Source organism: Propionibacterium australiense, assembly GCF_003666605.1.
Lineage (GTDB): Bacteria > Actinomycetota > Actinomycetes > Propionibacteriales > Propionibacteriaceae > Propionibacterium > Propionibacterium australiense.
In genome coordinates this window covers 81,018-96,761 of sequence record NZ_RCIV01000002.1, presented here as the reverse complement: position 1 = coordinate 96,761, position 15,744 = coordinate 81,018, and the positions used below count along the sequence as shown (strand labels likewise).

The window sequence follows — 15,744 nt, the reverse complement described above, 5'->3', positions numbered from 1 at the left end:
GACCAGTGATCGCTCGCGCATCACTGCTTGAGGCGGTAGGCGTCGTAGACGCCGGAGACCTTGCGGATCGTCGACATGACATGGTGCAGGTGCACCGGATCGCTCGACTCGAAGGTGAGCTTGATCCTGGCCAGGTGGTCCTTGGTGACGTTGACCGTGGCCGAGGTGATGTTGACCTGCTGGTCGGCCATGGCCCTGGTGATGTCGGCGAGCGTACCGGGACGGTCGAGGGCCTCGACCTGGACGCTGACCAGGTAGCCGCTGGAGACGTCGGGCGCCCAGCTGACCTCGACGATGCGTTCGGGGTGGGTCAGCAGGTTCGAGGCGTTCGTGCAGTCGCGTCGGTGCACCGAGACGCCGTTCTCGCGGGTGATGAAACCGAGGATCTCGTCGCCGGGCATCGGCGTGCAGCACTTGGCGAGCTTGACCCACATGTCGGGGTCGCCCTCGACGACGACACCGGTCGTGCCCTTGCCGACGCGGTTGCGGCGGCGTCTCGGCGCGTTGGGGATGATCGCGGCCTCCTCGAGGCTCTCCCCCACCGTCTCCTCGAGGCCGCCCTCGGCGGCGATGAGCCGGGCGACGACGCCGGGGGCGCCGACATTGCCCTCGCCGATCGCCGCGTACAGCGAATCGACGTCGGGCAGCCGGAAGCTGTCGGCGACCTCGGTGAGATGCTCGATGGTGAGCAGCCGCTGCATCGGCACGCCGGCGCGGCGCAGCTGCTTGGCGAGCGCGTCCTTGCCCTGGTCGATGGCCTCCTCGCGGCGTTCCCGGGTGAAGTAGGCGCGGATCTTGCTCTTGGCCCTCGGGCTGACGACGAAGTTCAGCCAGTCCCGGCTGGGTCCGGCGTTCTCGGCCTTCGAGGTGAGGATCTCGATCAGATCGCCGTTGGACAGCTTCGACTCGAGTGGGGCCAGTTTGCCGTTGACGCGGGCGCCGATGCAGTGGTGGCCCACCTCCGTGTGGATCGAGTAGGCCAGGTCGACCGGGGTGGAGCCCTGTGGCAGGGCCAGCACGTCGCCCTTCGGCGTGAAGACGTAGACCTCGGTCGTGGCCAGTTCGAAGCGGAGGGTGCCGAGGAACTCCTCCGGATCCTTCTCCTCCTTCGTCCACTGGTTGAGCTGGTGCACCCAGGCCAGGTCGGTGCCCTCGGGATCGACGTTGCCGGTCTTCTTGTTCGGGTCCTCCTTGTACTTCCAGTGGGCTGCGACACCGTACTCGGCGCGGCGGTGCATGTCGTGGGTGCGGATCTGGAACTCGACCGGGTGCATGCCGGGGCCCATGACCGTCGTGTGCAGGGACTGGTACATGTTGAACTTCGGCATGGCGATGTAGTCCTTGAACCTGCCGGGCAGCGGGTTCCAGTGGGTGTGGATCACGCCGAGCGCCGCGTAGCAGTCACGGACCGTGTCGACGAGGATGCGCAGGCCGACGAGGTCGTAGATGTCGTTGAAGTCGCGGCCCCGCACGACCATCTTCTGGTAGATCGAGTAGTAGTGCTTCGGCCGGCCGTAGACGACGGCCTCCAGCCCGGATTCGGTGAGATAGCCCTTGACCAGGTCGATGACCTCGCGCAGCTGCTGCTCGCGTTTGGGCGCGGCCTGGGCGACGAGACGGACGATCTCGTCGTAGACCTTCGGCTCCAGGATCGAGAAGCACAGGTTCTCCAGTTCCCACTTGATGGCGTTCATGCCGAGCCGGTGGGCCAGCGGAGCGTAGATCTCGAGGGTCTCACGGGCGATGCGGCTCTGTTTGTCCGGGCGCAGGAAACCCAGCGTGCGCATGTTGTGCAGCCGGTCGGCCAGCTTGATGACGAGTACCCGGATGTCACGGCTCATCGCGATGACCATCTTGCGGATGGTCTCGGCCTTGGCCGAGGCGCCGTACTGCACCTTGTCCAGCTTGGTGACGCCGTCGACGAGGGCTGCGATGGTCTCGCCGAAGTCGGCGGTGAGCTGGTCCAACGTGTAGCTGGTGTCCTCGACGGTGTCGTGCAGCAGGGCCGCGCACAGCGTCGGCTCCGTCATGCCCAGCTCGGCGAGGATCGTGGCGACGGCCAGCGGATGCGTGATGTAGGGATCGCCGCTCTTGCGGGTCTGCCCGCGATGGTAGTGCTCGGCGGTGCGATAGGCCTTCTCGAGGACGGCCAAGTCGGCCCGTGAATGGTTCGCCCGGACGACCGAGAACAGCGGGTCGAGCACCGCCAGCTGCGGGTTCTTGGCGTTCGCGCCGAGCCGGGCGATGCGCTGGCGCATGCGCCGCCTGGGCTGTTCCGGTCCCGAGTTCACGCGCGCCAGGGCACCAGCGGAGCCGGGAGAGGCGGGCGCCCCGCCCTCGCCCGTGCCGTAGGGCCCGTAGACTCCCTCACTCGTCATAGCGGTAAGCCCCTTCGCTGTCTCGGTGCGCCAATCTTAGTGCGAGTGCGGACCTGCCATGCGCATCCACGCAACGACAAGGGGCACGCCGCTGCCCGCGCCGACGAGTCCGGGCGCGATGTCCTGGTCGGGCCGCACCGGGCGGACCCGGTTCAGAAGATCAGCAGCGAGGAGAACGAGTCGACGCCCTGTCGTGCCAGGTGCTCGCGTCCGCCCAGACCGCTGAGTTCGAGGACGGTCTCGGTGTGGGTCAGCACCGCCCTTTCCCGCAGCACGAGCCGCGCCGCCGCACCGAGGGTGCCGCCGGTGGCCAGCAGGTCGTCGATGAGCAGGACGCGCTGACCCGGTTCGAGGGCGTCCTGGTGGATGCTCAACGTACTGGACCCGTACTCCAGCTCGAAGCTCTCCTCGTAGACGGCCGCCGGCAGCTTGCCGGGCTTGCGGATCGGCACGAAGCCGATGCCCAGTTTGACGGCGATCGGTGAGCCGAACAGGAAACCCCGCGAGTCGACACCGGCCACGACGTCGACCGGGCCGGGGATCTGGTTGATGAGTTCGTCGATCGTCTCGGCGAGACCGTCCGGGTCGGCCATGAGGGGGGTGATGTCGCGGAAGATGACGCCTGGCTTGGGGAAGTCCGGGATCGTACGGATGAGGGACTCGATGCGCTCGAGCCTGGCCTGGTTCACTGCCATCGGTCACTTCTTTCGCTGGGAGCGGGTGGTGCGGGCGGGCTGCGCGCGTCCCGCTGAGTTCCTCGAGTCGAGCGGCCGGTCCGGGCCCTCGTCCGCGCTCACGGGAGTGGCATCGCTGACCATGGTGGACGGGCTGACCGTCTCGTCCACCTCGGTGGTGGCGATCTTGACCTTGGCCTTGGCGCGTTTGGCCCGCTTGGCCAGGTTGGCGCGGTGCTTGACCATGTCGGGCTGGCGCTCGCGCAGCTGGCTGAACAACGGGGTGGCGATGAAGATCGACGAGTAGGCACCGGCCACCATGCCGAGCAGCAGCGCCAGGCCGAGGTCGGCCAGCGGACCGTCGCCACCCATGAAGACCACGCCGGCGATCAGCAGGGCCAGCACCGGCAGGACCCCGATGAGGGTCGTGTTGATCGACCTCACGAGCACGTCGTTGATGGCGGTGTTCGCGGCCTCGGAGAAGGTGCGATTCTGCTTGGTGACGTTCGCCGTGTTCTCGCGCACCTTGTCGAAGACCACCACCGTGTCGTACAGCGAGTAGCCGAGAATCGTCAGCAGGCCGATGAGGGTCGCCGGCGTGAAGGTGAACCCGATGAGGGCGTAGAGACCGACGGTGACGATCAGGTCGTGGGCCAGGGCGAGCAGGGCCGACAGCGACATCCGCCAGTTCCTGAAGAAGATCCAGATCATCACGCCGACCAGGACGAGGAAGACCACCAGAGCCTGGATCGCCTTCACCGTGATCTGGGAACCCCAGGACGGGCCGATCAGCTGGTAGGTGACGTCATCGGAGTCGACGTCGGCCTCCTGATCGGCCAGCACCTGGCGCATCTGGACGACCTCCTCGGTCGACAGGCTGCGGGTCTGGACGCGGACCGAGCCGTCACCGACGGTGGTGACCTGGGCGCCGGAGACGTCGGGGATGCCCGAGGAGTCGACGGCGCTGCGGATCTGACCGACCGTCTCATCGCTGACCTGGGCCACCGGCACGGTGAAGACCGAGCCGCCCTTGAACTCGATGCCGAGGTTGAGTCCCCGGATGGTGACGGCCAGCAGCGAGATGACGATGAGCACGATCGAGATGGCGTACCAGGTCCTGCGCCTGCCCACGAAGTCGATCGAGAACTGGCTGGTGTAGAGCTTGTGGAAGAAACCGGCGGGGGCCTTCCCGTTCCCGGGTGCCTTGGCCGGGGAGTGTGCTGCGGTGCTGCTCATCGCGACTCCTTCGGATCGTCGGCGGGCCGGCTCGTGTCATCTGGCCTGGTCGCCGCCGAGCCGCCGCGGGCCCTGCGCTGACCGGTGAGCGAGGCACGGCTGACCCCCAGGTGCTCCGGTTCGAAACCGCTGAAGCGCCTGCCCTGGCCGAAGAATTTCGTGTTCCCGAGCAGCGTGACGAGCGGATGGGTGAAGAAGAAGACGATGAACAGGTCGATGCCGGTCGTCACGCCGAGCGTGAAGGCGAATCCCTTGACCGTGCCCATCGCCAGGATGAACAGCACGGCAGCGCTCAGCAGCTGGACGGCGTCGGCCATGACGACGGTGCCGCGGGCCTTCGTCCAGCCACTCTGGATCGAGTGCCGCAGCGAGTATCCGTCGCGGATCTCGTCGCGGATGCGTTCGAAGTAGACGATGAACGAGTCGGCCGTCACGCCGATGGCCACGATCGCGCCGGCGATGCCGGGAAGGTTCATGGCGAAACCGACGGCCGTGCCGAGCAGCACCAGCGTGGCCCAGGTGACGACGGCCGCGGCAACGAGTGAGCCGGCCACCACGACACCGAGCCCGCGATAGTACAGGAAGCTGTACAGGAGCACGAGCCCCAGCCCGATGGCCCCGGCTATGAGCCCGGCGGTCAACTGGTCACCGCCGAGCGTCGGCGAGACGGTGTCGACGCTGGAGACGTCGAAGGCGATCGGCAGGGCGCCGTACTTGAGCTGGCTGGCCAGCGCCGTGGCGCTCTCCTGGTTGATGTTGCCGCCGCTGATCTGCGCGGAGCCGGAGACGATCGCCTCGGAGACCTGCGGGGCCGAGATGACCTGGCCGTCGAGGACGATGGCGAACTGATTGCGCGGACTCTGCTGGGTGGCCAGGTAGGTTGTGGCCTCGCCGAACTGGTCGGCGCCGGTCTCGTCGAAGTCCAGGTTGACGACCCAGGAGACCTCGTTCTGGGGGACGCCGGCGGTGGCGTCTGAGACGTTCTCGCCGGAGATGAGCACCGGGCCGAGCAGGTACTTGTACTGGCCGTCCTCGCTGCAGGCGAAGAGGGGCTGATCCTCGACGTCCGGTGTCGCCTGGTTGCAGTCCCACGCCGCGAAATCGGTCAGGTCCTGCTGGCTCGGCATCCAGTTCAGCCGGCTCTCGAAGTCGGCAGGGCCCGAGCCCGCGCTGGTGGGACGATCGGTCGGAGCCGGAGGGGGCGAGGTCGGCAGCTCGGGCATGACCCGCCCGGCCGTGCTCTCCCCGCTGCCCGGCTCGCTGCTCGCCTGATCGGCCGACGCCGACTCCTCGGCCGAACCGGTCTCCGCCGAGTCGTCGGGCTGCTCGCCGTCCGCGCCGCCCTCACCATCGGACTCGGGCTGCTGTGCGACGGCGCTGTAGTCCATGTAGTAGACGTTGCGGAACGCCAGCCTCGCCGTCGTACCGACGAGGTCGACGAGCTCGTCGCCACTCACGTTCGGAACGGAGACCTCGATCTGGCGGTCGCCCTGGAGGGTGACCGAGCTCTCACCGACACCGAGCGAGTCGACGCGGTTCTGGATGATCGTGCGGGCGGTCTCCATGTTGTCCTGCGAGGGGGTGGAACCGTCGGCGCTGTTCCTCGCCGTCAGCGTGATGGTGGTGCCGCCGCGCAGGTCCAGGCCGAGCCTGGGGGTCCACGAGTCGGTCAGCGCCATCATCGCGTACAGCAGGACGACGATCAGGCCGAAGGCTGCCAGCCGCTTCCAGGGGGAGAAATGTGTCGTGCTTCGAGCGGCCATTGATCAGGCTCTCCAGGGACTAGGTCAGTTCTTGTCGTCGCCGGCCACGGCGGCTTCGTCGGGAACCTCTTCCACCGCGTCCTCGTCAGCGGTGTCCTCGGTCACGTCGGCCTCACCGGGCCCATCCTGCTCCGCACCGGAGTTCTCGGCCTCACCGGCGGGTTCACCGGCCGAAGAGACCGGTTCCACGTCGGCAGCTGCTTCGGCATCGTTCTCGACGACGGGCTCGTCAGCCGTGGCCGCCTGATCCTCGGCGATGTCATCGGCGAACTCGAACTCCTCGTCCTCGGGCTTGACGATCCTGCTGATCGCCTGCTTGAGGACCGTGATGTCGACGCCGGGGGCCAGCTCGATGACAGCCTGTTTGTCGCCGGTGGCACGCACGGTGCCGAACAGGCCGCTGGTGAGCATGACGCGGGTGCCCTCGCTCATCTGGTTGAGCATCTCGCGCTGCTTCTCCATCTGCTTGCGTTGGGGACGCATCACCATGAAGTACATGAGGGCGAACATCACCACGATCATGATGATGAGATAGGAGCTACTCATTGCAATCCTCACTTCTCGAGCCGTGCCCGACATGGCACGCCGTGGCGAGTTTACCGGCTTGGTCCAGCATCGCGGGACGAGGCACGACTGGCGGGACCGACTTCACGCCGGACAACTGAACTGGGGTTCAGGCGAACAGATCATCCCCGGCGCCCTGCGGAGGGGCCAGTCCGAGATGGGCCCAGCCGGCTGCGGTGGCGACCCGCCCCCGCGGAGTCCTCATGATGAAACCCTTGCGCACGAGGAACGGTTCGGCAACCTCCTCGACCGTCTCGGTCTCCTCGCCGACGCTGATCGCCAGGGTCGACAGCCCGACCGGGCCGCCGCCGAACTTGAGGCAGATCGACTCGAGCACCCCCCTGTCGAGACGATCAAGCCCCAGCTCGTCCACCTCGTAGAGCTCCAGTGCGGCCCTGGCGAGCTCCGCGGTCACCGCACCCCCGTTGTTGACCTGGGCGTAGTCGCGCACGCGGCGCAGCAGACGGTTGGCGATGCGCGGCGTGCCGCGGGAGCGGGAGGCGATCACCTGGGCCGAGTCGTCGTCCAGCCCGAACCCGAGCTTGTCCGCCGAGCGCAGCGCGATCCGGGCCAGGTCCTCGGTCTCGTAGAAGTCGAGCTGGGCGGTGAAACCGAAGCGGTCGCGCAACGGGCCGGGGAGCAGCCCGGCCCGGGTCGTCGCGCCGACGAGCGTGAACGGGGGGATGTCGATGGGGATGGCCGTGGCACCGGGGCCCTTGCCGACGACGACGTCGACCCGGAAGTCCTCCATGGCCAGGTAGAGCATTTCCTCGGCCGGGCGGGACATCCGGTGGATCTCGTCCAGGAAGAGCACCTCGCCCTCGACGAGACCGGACAGGATCGCCGCCAGGTCACCGGCGTGCTGGATGGCGGGACCTGAGGTGATGTGCAGCGGCACCCCCATCTCGGCGGCGATGATCATGGCGAGCGTCGTCTTGCCCAGACCGGGAGGGCCGGAGAGCAGGACGTGGTCGGGCACGGCACCGCGGTGCCTGGCGGCGGCCAGGACGAGCCCGAGCTGCTCGCGGACCCGCGGCTGCCCCTCGAACTCCGCCAGGGTGGACGGACGCAGCGCGGCCTCGGCGGCACGCTCGGCAGGCTCGGCCTGCGGACTGACCGGTGAGTACTCCATGATCAGGCCAGCCTAGAGCCAGGAGCGCGGAGACCGAACGCGGACACCCCCGGGCGCCCGCCGACCGGTCCGGCACCCGCCCGAACCGCGCTCATGCGCGCACCCGCCCGAACCGCGCTCATGCGCGGGCCAACGACGCGAGGGCGGCCTTCATGAGGACCGAGACCGTCGGCGCCGGCTCGGACTCGGCGAGTTCGGCGACCGAGTCGGCAGCGGCCTCGGCGTCCCGGCCGGACCAGCCGAGCGATTCCAGGCCCTCGCGGACCTGCTCACGCCACGGCGCCGTGTCGGGAGGCGGGCAGGACGGCAGATCCGCGACACCGAGCGCGGACACCTTGTCCTTCAGCTCGAGGATGATCTTGCGGGCACTCTTCGGGCCGATACCCGGCACCTGCGTGAGCTGGCCAACGTCATCGGCCTGCACGGCCGCGGCAAGCTGCGCCGGGCTCAGCACACTGACGATGGCCAGCGCCAGCTTCGGTCCGACGCCGGAGGCCGACAGGCACATGGCGAAGCAGTCCCGCTCGTCGCGTTCGGCGAAACCGTACAGGCTCATGTCGTCCTCGCGGACGATCATGACGGTGTGCAGCAGGGCCTCACCGCCGATGTGCAGTCCGGACACGGTGGCCGGCGTCGTGGCAATGCGCAGCCCGAGCCCGTTCACGTCGACGACGACCCACGTGGCGCCAACGGCCGCGACCCTCCCATGCACCTGAGCTATCACGAGACCCTCCTACGAGCCGCGGCGGCAGCGGCCTGGGCATACTTGGCCTGGACCCCGCCACGCCACAGGTGCGTGATGGCCAGCGCCACGGCATCGGCCGCGTCAGCGGGCCTGGGCGGGGCGGCGAGCCCGAGGATGCGGGCGACCATGGCAGCGACCTGCTTCTTGTCGGCCCGCCCCGAGCCGGTGATGGTGGCCTTGGCCTCACTCGGGGTGTGCAGTTCGACGGGCGTGTCATGCCGGGCGCCGATGAGCATGGCGATCCCGGCCGCCTGGGAGATGCCGGTGACCGAGTGCAGATTGTGCTGGGCGAAGACCCGTTCGATCGCCAGGGCCTCGGGACGGTACTCCTCGTACCACTCGGTGAGGCCCTCCTCCAGCCGCAGCAGGCGGAACTCGTGCGGCATGTCGGGGCTGGTGCGTACCACACCGACCGCGACGAGCGACGGGCGAGCGCCGGGACGCCCTTCGACGACCGCGACCCCGCACCGGGTCAGCCCCGGGTCGACTCCCATGACGCGCACTGGCGCTCCTCCGTATCCGGGCCCCACCTGCCCTGGCACCGGTTCACCGCGCGGGACGACGGGCATCCCGCGACAGAATCCGAACATCAGTTCGAGAACCGAGTGTATCCCGGACGTGCGCCGGAAGCGGGCGGGAACACTCCGGGAAGCTCACTCCTGCTCGGCGAGGGCCTTCTCGACGGTCTCGGAGTACTCGGCATTGGTGTACACGTTCTGCACGTCGTCGAGGTCCTCGAGGGCATCGAGGATCTTCTCGAGTTTCGTGGCGTCCTCGGCGCTGTCGACGGACTGGTCGAAGCTGGCGACGAAACTGACCTCTGCCGAGTCGTAGTCGATCCCGGCGCCCTGGACGGCCTTGCGCACCTCGACCAGGTCGTTCGGATCGCAGACCAGTTCGAAGACCTCGCCCTGGTCCTGGAGGTCCTCGACGGCCGCGTCGATGGTGGCCTCCAGCAGCTGGTCCTCGTCGACGGTGTGCTCGACCGTCTTGCGCCCCTCCTCGACCTGGAAGGTCTTGGAGACGGCGACGATGCCCTTGCGGCTGAACAGCCGCTGCACCGAACCGCCGTCGGCCATGGTCGCCCCGTTACGGGTGACAGCGGTCCGCACGTCGGATACGGCCCGGTTGCGGTTGTCGGTCAGGCACTCGATGAGGATCGCCACGCCGGCGGGGCCATAGGCCTCGTACATGATCTCCTCGTAGTTGACCGAGTCGGCACCCTCGCCCGAGCCGCGCTTGACGGCACGCTCGATGTTGTCGTTGGGAACCGAGTTCTTCTTCGCCTTCTGGATCGCGTCGTACAGGGTCGGGTTGCCGGTGGGATCGCCACCGCCCACGCGGGCCGAGACCTCGATGTTCTTGATCAGCTTGGCGAAGAGCTTGCCGCGCTTGGCGTCGATCGCCGCCTTCTTGTGCTTGGTGGTGGCCCACTTGGAGTGACCGCTCATACGCAGATCCCCTCTTGACTCGTTCGTTCCTCGTGCTCGGCAATGGGCGCGCTCAGACGGCGCCGCAACCTCGTCGATTCTACTCACCGCAGCGAAGTGCCCGGCCCGAATGCCCACCAGGCCGGGCCCGCATCGGCCGTCACCCGGCGCGCTTGGCCAGGAGTTCCTCGTGGCTGCTGGTACGCCCGTAGACGATGAGCCGCTCGGTGGCGACGAATCCCATCGAGGTGAAGTAGTCCTCCGCGACCTGTGGCACGACCGTGTCGACACCGATGCCGGCGCTCTCGAGCCCGGCCTCGACGAAACCCCTCATCGAGGTGATCATGAGGGCACGGCCGATGCCCTTGCCGTGGCACTCGGGGCACACGCCGATGCGTTCGGTCCAGCCCTCGGCGACCTCGTCCTCGTAGGCACGGTTGATGGCGTAGCCGACGACCCTCCCGTGCGGCGCGTCGGTGTGGCTGGGCTCGGGCCTGTTGACGATGGCCAGCCAGGACAGCCTGGCACGTGCCCCCTCCGAGTTCAGGGAACGCTCCCAGTCCTCGCGGCTGGTCTCCCGGGCCCCGGGGCGCGAGGCGAAGGCCTCGTTGTGGGCGGCGCGGGCCTGCTCGGAGTACTTCTCCTCGAAGGGCACGATCGTGACCTCGGGCGGGACGACCAGTTCGGGCAGCTCGGTGCCGACCAGGTCGCGGTGCATGTCGAACTGCCAGCGCTCCGGCGCCAGGCCCGCACTGACGATCGAATCGGTCAGGCCGATGCGTTTCTTGTCGACCAGCGAACCGACCCACAGCGGACCGGTCTGCTCGTCGTGGATGTGCAGGTACCACTGCTCGGCACGGGCGATGAGCCACAACGAGAGATTGTGCCGGATGCCCTGGTGCCGCCACGCGGGGTGAACGCCGACATCGAACCAGACCCTGGGCAGCGAGCGGTCACTGAGGTCCGGGTGGTTCCAGCCGTAGGCGACGATCCGGCCGCTCTTCTCGCGCCCCACCACTGCGTGGTGGCTGGCATGGGCACCGGGACGGTTCCAGTCGGCCACGAGATCGTCGTAGCTCATCGTCTGCAGGGGGTCGTCGTAGTACTCCATGGCGGCTCGCAGCTCGGCGAGCTCAGGAAGATCGTCGAAGCTCAGGAAGCTCCAGTCGAGGAGGTCGTCGACGAAGGTCTCGGCCCACTCCGGAGTCACCGCGCCACCGCCAGGGCCTCGGGCAGCGTGAACCTGCCGACGTACAGGGCGGTGCCGATGATGGCACCCTCGACGCCCTGGTCGACCATGGCCCGGATGGCCTGGATGTCCTCGAGCGAGGTGATGCCGCCGGAGGCGACCACCGGCGCGTCGGTGTGGGCGCAGACGGTGGCCAGCAACTCCAGGTTCGGACCCGACAGCATGCCGTCGGAGGTGACGTCGGTGACGACGTAACGGGCGCATCCTGCCGCGTTCATGACCTCGAGGGTGTCGAGCAGTTCGCCGCCCTCGGTCACCCAGCCACGGGCCGCGAGCCTGGTGCCGCGTACGTCGAGGCCGATGGCGATGCGATCCGCATGACTCGCGATGACCTCTGCGCACCAGCGGGGGTTCTCCAGCGCAGCGGTCCCGATGTTGACCCGACGGCAGCCCGTGGACAGGGCCCGCTCGAGGCTTGCGTCGTCGCGGATACCGCCGGACAACTCGACGTCGACGTCGAGTTCGCTGATGAGCCCGGCGAGAAGATCGGCGTTCGAACCGCGTCCGAAGGCCGCGTCAAGGTCGACCAGGTGGAGCCAGCTGGTCCCCGCCTCCACCCAGCGCTTGGCGGCCTCGAACGGATCACCGAAGACCTTCTCCGAACCGGCCACTCCCTGGACCAGCTGAACCGCCTTCCCGTCCTGGACATCGACGGCGGGAAGGAGCTGAAGGGTCTCGCTGTGTTCAATGCTCACGGGAAAACCCTAGCCCACCGACCGGATCGGCCCGGGTCCTCGACACTGCCCGGAGCGTCTCAGTCCATCAGGCCTGCTCGACCAGGTCCAGCCAGTTGCGCAGCAGACGGGCCCCCGCCCGCCCGGACTTCTCCGGATGGAACTGGGTGGAGCAGACGGGGCCGCGCTCGACGGCGGCGACGCAGCGATCGCCCTCGTGCTCGACCCAGCTGACGAGCGCATCGGCCGGGGCGGTGTGCACGCCGTAGGAGTGCACGAAGTAGAACCGCCGCCCCTCCAGGTGGGCGAAGAGCCGGCTGCCGGGGGCCTGCTCGACGAGGTTCCACCCCATGTGGGGCACCCGGGTGCTCGTCAGCGCGGTGACGGTGCCGTCGAAGACGCCGATGCCCGCACTGACCGTGCCGTGCTCGTCCCCGGAGGAGAACAGCACCTGGTGCCCGACGCAGACCCCCAGGAGCGGTCTGGTCCCGGCCGCCCAGGAGCGGATGAGATCGACTCCCCCGCCGGCCCTGAGCTGGGCCATGCAGGCCGCGAAGGCGCCGACGCCCGGCACGACGAGCCCCCGGCAGTGGGCGAAGGCGTCCGGGGACGATGACAGGCGGATCCGGGCCCCGGCGGCGTCGAGGGCCCTGCAGACCGAGTGCAGGTTTCCGGAGCCGTAGTCGAGGACGCCGATGAGCGGACCGGCGCCGCTCACAGCGCGCCCTTCGTGCTCGGGATCCCCCGGACCCGGGGGTCGGGTTCGACGGCGGCGCGCAGGGCGCGGGCGACGGCCTTGAACTGGGCCTCGACGATGTGGTGCGGCTCACGACCGGCCAGCAGCCGCAGGTGCAGGCAGATGCCGGCGTTGAAGGCCAGCGTCTCCATGACGTGGTAGGTCATCGAACCGGCGTACAGCACCCCGGAGCCGCCGATGCGTGCGGTGACCTGGGACTCGGGTTCTCCGCTGCACACGGCGTAGGGGCGGCCCGCGACGTCGATGACGGCCTGGGCCAGCGCCTCGTCGAGGGGGACGAGGGCGTCGCCGAAACGGCGGATACCCGACTTGTCGCCGAGCGCCTCGCGGAGTCCCTGGCCGATGGCGATGGCGGTGTCCTCGACGCTGTGGTGGCCGTCGATCCAGGTGTCGCCCGTCGTGGTGACGTCGAGGTCGATGAGCGAGTGCCTGCTCAGCGCGGTGAGCATGTGGTCGTAGAAGCCCACCCCGGTGCTGATGTTCGAGGTGCCGGTGCCGTCCAGATCGAGGCTGACCTGCACGTCGGACTCGCTCGTGACCCGATGAATGCGTGCCGTGCGGCTCATGATCGTCCTTTCGGAGGCTGCGTGCTGCGGTGTTCTGGAGACTCTCAGCGGATCAGGACGCCCGGGCGGGCGATGATCGGGCTGATGGCCTCGCGGAAGGCCTTCATCTCGTCGGGGGTGCCGGCGTTGAGGCGCAGGAAGCCCTCGGGCCCGACCTCGCGGATGAGCACGCCGGCGTCGAGGATCTCCTGCCAGACCTCGTGGCGGTCGGCGAAGCGCCCGAACAGGACGAAGTTCGACTGGCTCGGCACGACCTCGAGGCCGGCGCGGCGCAGCCACTCCTGGAGCTGCTGGCACTCCTCGCGCAGGGCCTCCACCTGCGCGAGCATCTCGTTCTTGTGGGCGAGGGCGACCCTGGCGATGGCCTGGGTCTGCGCGCTCATGTGGTAGGGCAGGCGCACGATGCGACAGGCGTCGACGACGGCCGGCGCCGCCGCGATGTAGCCGACGCGGCCGCCGGCCAGGGCGAAGGCCTTCGACATGGTGCGCGAGACGATGAGGCGGCCGAAGCGGGCGAGCAGGGCCAGCGAGGAGTCCGCGGGGAACTCGGTGAACTCCTGGTATGCCTCGTCCACCACGACGATGCAGTCGACCCGTTCGCAGATCTCCTCGATCACCTTGACCGGGGTGAGGGTTCCGGTGGGGTTGTTGGGCGTCGTGATGAGCAGCACGTCGGGCCGGTGCTCGGCGACGGCCGAGACCACCAGATCGGCGTCGAGCGTGTGGTCGTCCCTGCGGGGCACGGCGACGTATCTCGTATGGGTGTTGCGCGCGTACTCGGGGTACATCGAGTAGGTGGGCGTGAAGCTCAGCACCGTGCGCCCCGGGCCGCCGAAGGCCTGCAGGATGTGCGTCATGACCTCGTTGGAGCCGTTCGCCACCCAGATGTTCGAGCTGGTGAGCCCGAAACCGAGGTAGGCGGCCAGGTCGGCGCGCAGCGCCAGGGCCTCACGATCTGGGTAGCGGTTGATCGAGTCGGCGATCCGCTCGATCTGGCGGGCCATCTGTGCCCGCACCTTCGCGCTGGGCGGGTACGGGTTCTCGTTGGTGTTGAGCCGCACCGGCGCGTCGAGCTGCGGGGCGCCGTAGGGCTGTGAGCCGACGAGCTCGGGACGCAGTGGCAGTTCGTCGAGCGTGAGCGAGGGGCCGGGGATGTTCACGTTCTCGTTCATGCCTGCACCTGGCTTCCTGTGCGTGCTGCGACCGCGGCGGCGTGGCCGGGAAGGTTCTCTGCGTGGGCGAACCGCTGGACCGTCTCCCCCAGGTCGGCCAGCGCCTGCGGGGTGTACTCGATGACGTGCACCGACTTCATGAAGCTGCGCGTGGTGAGGCCCGACGCGTAGTGGGCAGCTCCTCCGGTGGGCAGGACGTGCGTGGAGCCGGCCGAGTAGTCGCCCAGCGGCACAGGGGCCGAACCGCCGACGAAGACGGCGCCGGCATTGCGCACCTTCCGGGCGAGCGCGGACGCGTCGGCCGTCTGGATCTCCAGGTGCTCGGGTGCGTAGTCATTGCTGACACACATGCCCTGCTCCATGTCGTCGACCAGGATGACGCCGGACTGCTCGCCGGTCAGGGAGGTGCGCAGGCGGTCGGCGGTGTCCAGCCGGGCGACCTGGGCCGCGAGTTCGGCCTCGACGCCGTCGAGCAGCGCGGTCGAATCGGTGACGAGCACGGCGCCGGCCATGGGGTCGTGCTCGGCCTGGCTGATGAGATCGGCCGCCACGTGGCACGGGTCGGCATTGCCGTCGGCCAGGACGAGGATCTCGGTGGGGCCTGCCTCGGCGTCGATGCCGATGAGGCCGCGCAGATGGCGTTTGGCGGCCACGACGTAGATGTTGCCGGGACCGGTGACCATGTCGACGCGGCGGCACAGGCCGGGCACGCCGTAGGCGAACATGGCGATGGCCTGGGCGCCGCCGACGGCATAGACCTCGTCGACGCCGAGCAGCTTGCACACGGCAAGAATCGTCGGGTGCGGCAACCCGCCGAACTGGGCCTGCGGCGGGGTCGCCACCGCCACCTGGGAGACACCGGCGACCTGGGCCGGCACGACGTTCATGAGGACTGTGGAGGCCAGCGGCGCCAGGCCGCCGGGCACGTAGAGGCCGACCCGCTCGACGGGGACGAGGCGGTTGCCGACGACGGCCCCGGGGGCGACCTCGACGCTGCGGTGGGGCTCCTCGGTCTCGATGGTCTCGGCGACGACGCGACGACGGCGGATCGACTCCTCGACGGCGGCACGCAGCTGCAGGTCGAGTTCGTCGAGGGCCCTGCTCAGGGCGGCGTCCGGGACCCGCAGCTGCTCGGGCACGACGTGGTCGAACTGCTCGGCGAAACGGCGGAGGGCGGCCTGCCCCTCGTCCCTGACGGCGGTGCACAGGGGTTCGACGGCCGCCAGGGCCTGCTCGACGTCGAAGCTGCCGCGCGGCAGCACGGCAGTGTAGTCCTCGAGTCGTTGTCCGCGTAGGTCGGTGATCCGCAGCATGGGCATGGCATCAGCCTAGTCGCGGCGGCCGGCAGAACGGACGTCCGCGCCCGGGGTGAGACCGGGTCGTACCGCCGCCCCGGCGCGCAGG

15 protein-coding genes are annotated in these 15,744 nt (G+C 68.9%); all 15 read right to left on the bottom strand.

The features are described from left to right. Positions 1–20: 20 nt before the first annotated feature. Complete coding sequence (locus D9T14_RS02530; RefSeq protein WP_119160595.1) at positions 21–2,378, bottom strand: RelA/SpoT family protein; 2,358 nt, start codon at positions 2,376–2,378, stop codon at positions 21–23. Between the two features lie 152 nt (positions 2,379–2,530). Then, complete coding sequence (locus tag D9T14_RS02525) at positions 2,531–3,073, bottom strand: adenine phosphoribosyltransferase (protein ID WP_119160594.1); 543 nt, start codon at positions 3,071–3,073, stop codon at positions 2,531–2,533. 3 nt (positions 3,074–3,076) lie between these two features. Next, positions 3,077–4,288, bottom strand: coding sequence for a protein translocase subunit SecF (gene secF / locus D9T14_RS02520; protein ID WP_119160593.1), 1,212 nt, complete (start codon positions 4,286–4,288; stop codon positions 3,077–3,079). Further along, positions 4,285–6,051 (bottom strand): protein translocase subunit SecD, encoded by a 1,767-nt coding sequence (gene secD, locus D9T14_RS02515; RefSeq protein ID WP_119160592.1) that lies wholly within the window; start codon positions 6,049–6,051, stop codon positions 4,285–4,287. Before secD ends, secF begins: the two co-directional genes overlap by 4 nt. 24 nt (positions 6,052–6,075) lie before the next feature. Then, on the bottom strand, positions 6,076–6,597 hold the full coding sequence (gene yajC / locus D9T14_RS02510) for a preprotein translocase subunit YajC (RefSeq protein ID WP_170175704.1): 522 nt from the start codon (positions 6,595–6,597) through the stop codon (positions 6,076–6,078). A 127-nt stretch (positions 6,598–6,724) separates the two neighbouring features. Further along, positions 6,725–7,753, bottom strand: coding sequence for a Holliday junction branch migration DNA helicase RuvB (gene ruvB, locus D9T14_RS02505; RefSeq protein WP_182482040.1), 1,029 nt, complete (start codon positions 7,751–7,753; stop codon positions 6,725–6,727). A gap of 112 nt (positions 7,754–7,865) precedes the next feature. Next, entirely contained in the window at positions 7,866–8,471 is a 606-nt protein-coding gene (ruvA, locus tag D9T14_RS02500) for a Holliday junction branch migration protein RuvA (RefSeq protein ID WP_119160589.1), read from the bottom strand. Then, entirely contained in the window at positions 8,468–8,986 is a 519-nt protein-coding gene (gene ruvC, locus D9T14_RS02495) for a crossover junction endodeoxyribonuclease RuvC (RefSeq protein ID WP_119160865.1), read from the bottom strand. The genes ruvA and ruvC overlap by 4 nt, the downstream gene beginning before the upstream one ends. Before the next feature lie 159 nt (positions 8,987–9,145). Further along, positions 9,146–9,943 (bottom strand): YebC/PmpR family DNA-binding transcriptional regulator, encoded by a 798-nt coding sequence (locus D9T14_RS02490; RefSeq protein WP_119160588.1) that lies wholly within the window; start codon positions 9,941–9,943, stop codon positions 9,146–9,148. 139 nt (positions 9,944–10,082) lie between these two features. Continuing rightward, a complete protein-coding gene (locus D9T14_RS02485; protein ID WP_119160587.1) occupies positions 10,083–11,132 on the bottom strand; it encodes a GNAT family N-acetyltransferase in 1,050 nt (349 codons plus the stop codon). Beyond that, positions 11,129–11,866 carry a bifunctional 1-(5-phosphoribosyl)-5-((5-phosphoribosylamino)methylideneamino)imidazole-4-carboxamide isomerase/phosphoribosylanthranilate isomerase PriA gene (gene priA, locus D9T14_RS02480; protein ID WP_119160586.1) on the bottom strand — a complete coding sequence of 246 codons (738 nt, stop codon included), beginning with the start codon at positions 11,864–11,866 and terminating at the stop codon, positions 11,129–11,131. Before priA ends, D9T14_RS02485 begins: the two co-directional genes overlap by 4 nt. A gap of 67 nt (positions 11,867–11,933) precedes the next feature. After that, on the bottom strand, positions 11,934–12,563 hold the full coding sequence (gene hisH, locus D9T14_RS02475; protein ID WP_232012264.1) for an imidazole glycerol phosphate synthase subunit HisH: 630 nt from the start codon (positions 12,561–12,563) through the stop codon (positions 11,934–11,936). Beyond that, on the bottom strand, positions 12,560–13,168 hold the full coding sequence (gene hisB, locus D9T14_RS02470) for an imidazoleglycerol-phosphate dehydratase HisB (RefSeq protein WP_374955761.1): 609 nt from the start codon (positions 13,166–13,168) through the stop codon (positions 12,560–12,562). The genes hisH and hisB overlap by 4 nt, the downstream gene beginning before the upstream one ends. Positions 13,169–13,212: 44 nt before the next feature. After that, on the bottom strand, positions 13,213–14,340 hold the full coding sequence (locus tag D9T14_RS02465) for a histidinol-phosphate transaminase (RefSeq protein WP_374955760.1): 1,128 nt from the start codon (positions 14,338–14,340) through the stop codon (positions 13,213–13,215). Next, entirely contained in the window at positions 14,337–15,653 is a 1,317-nt protein-coding gene (gene hisD / locus D9T14_RS02460; RefSeq protein WP_119160861.1) for a histidinol dehydrogenase, read from the bottom strand. The genes D9T14_RS02465 and hisD overlap by 4 nt, the downstream gene beginning before the upstream one ends. Positions 15,654–15,744 lie beyond the last annotated feature (91 nt).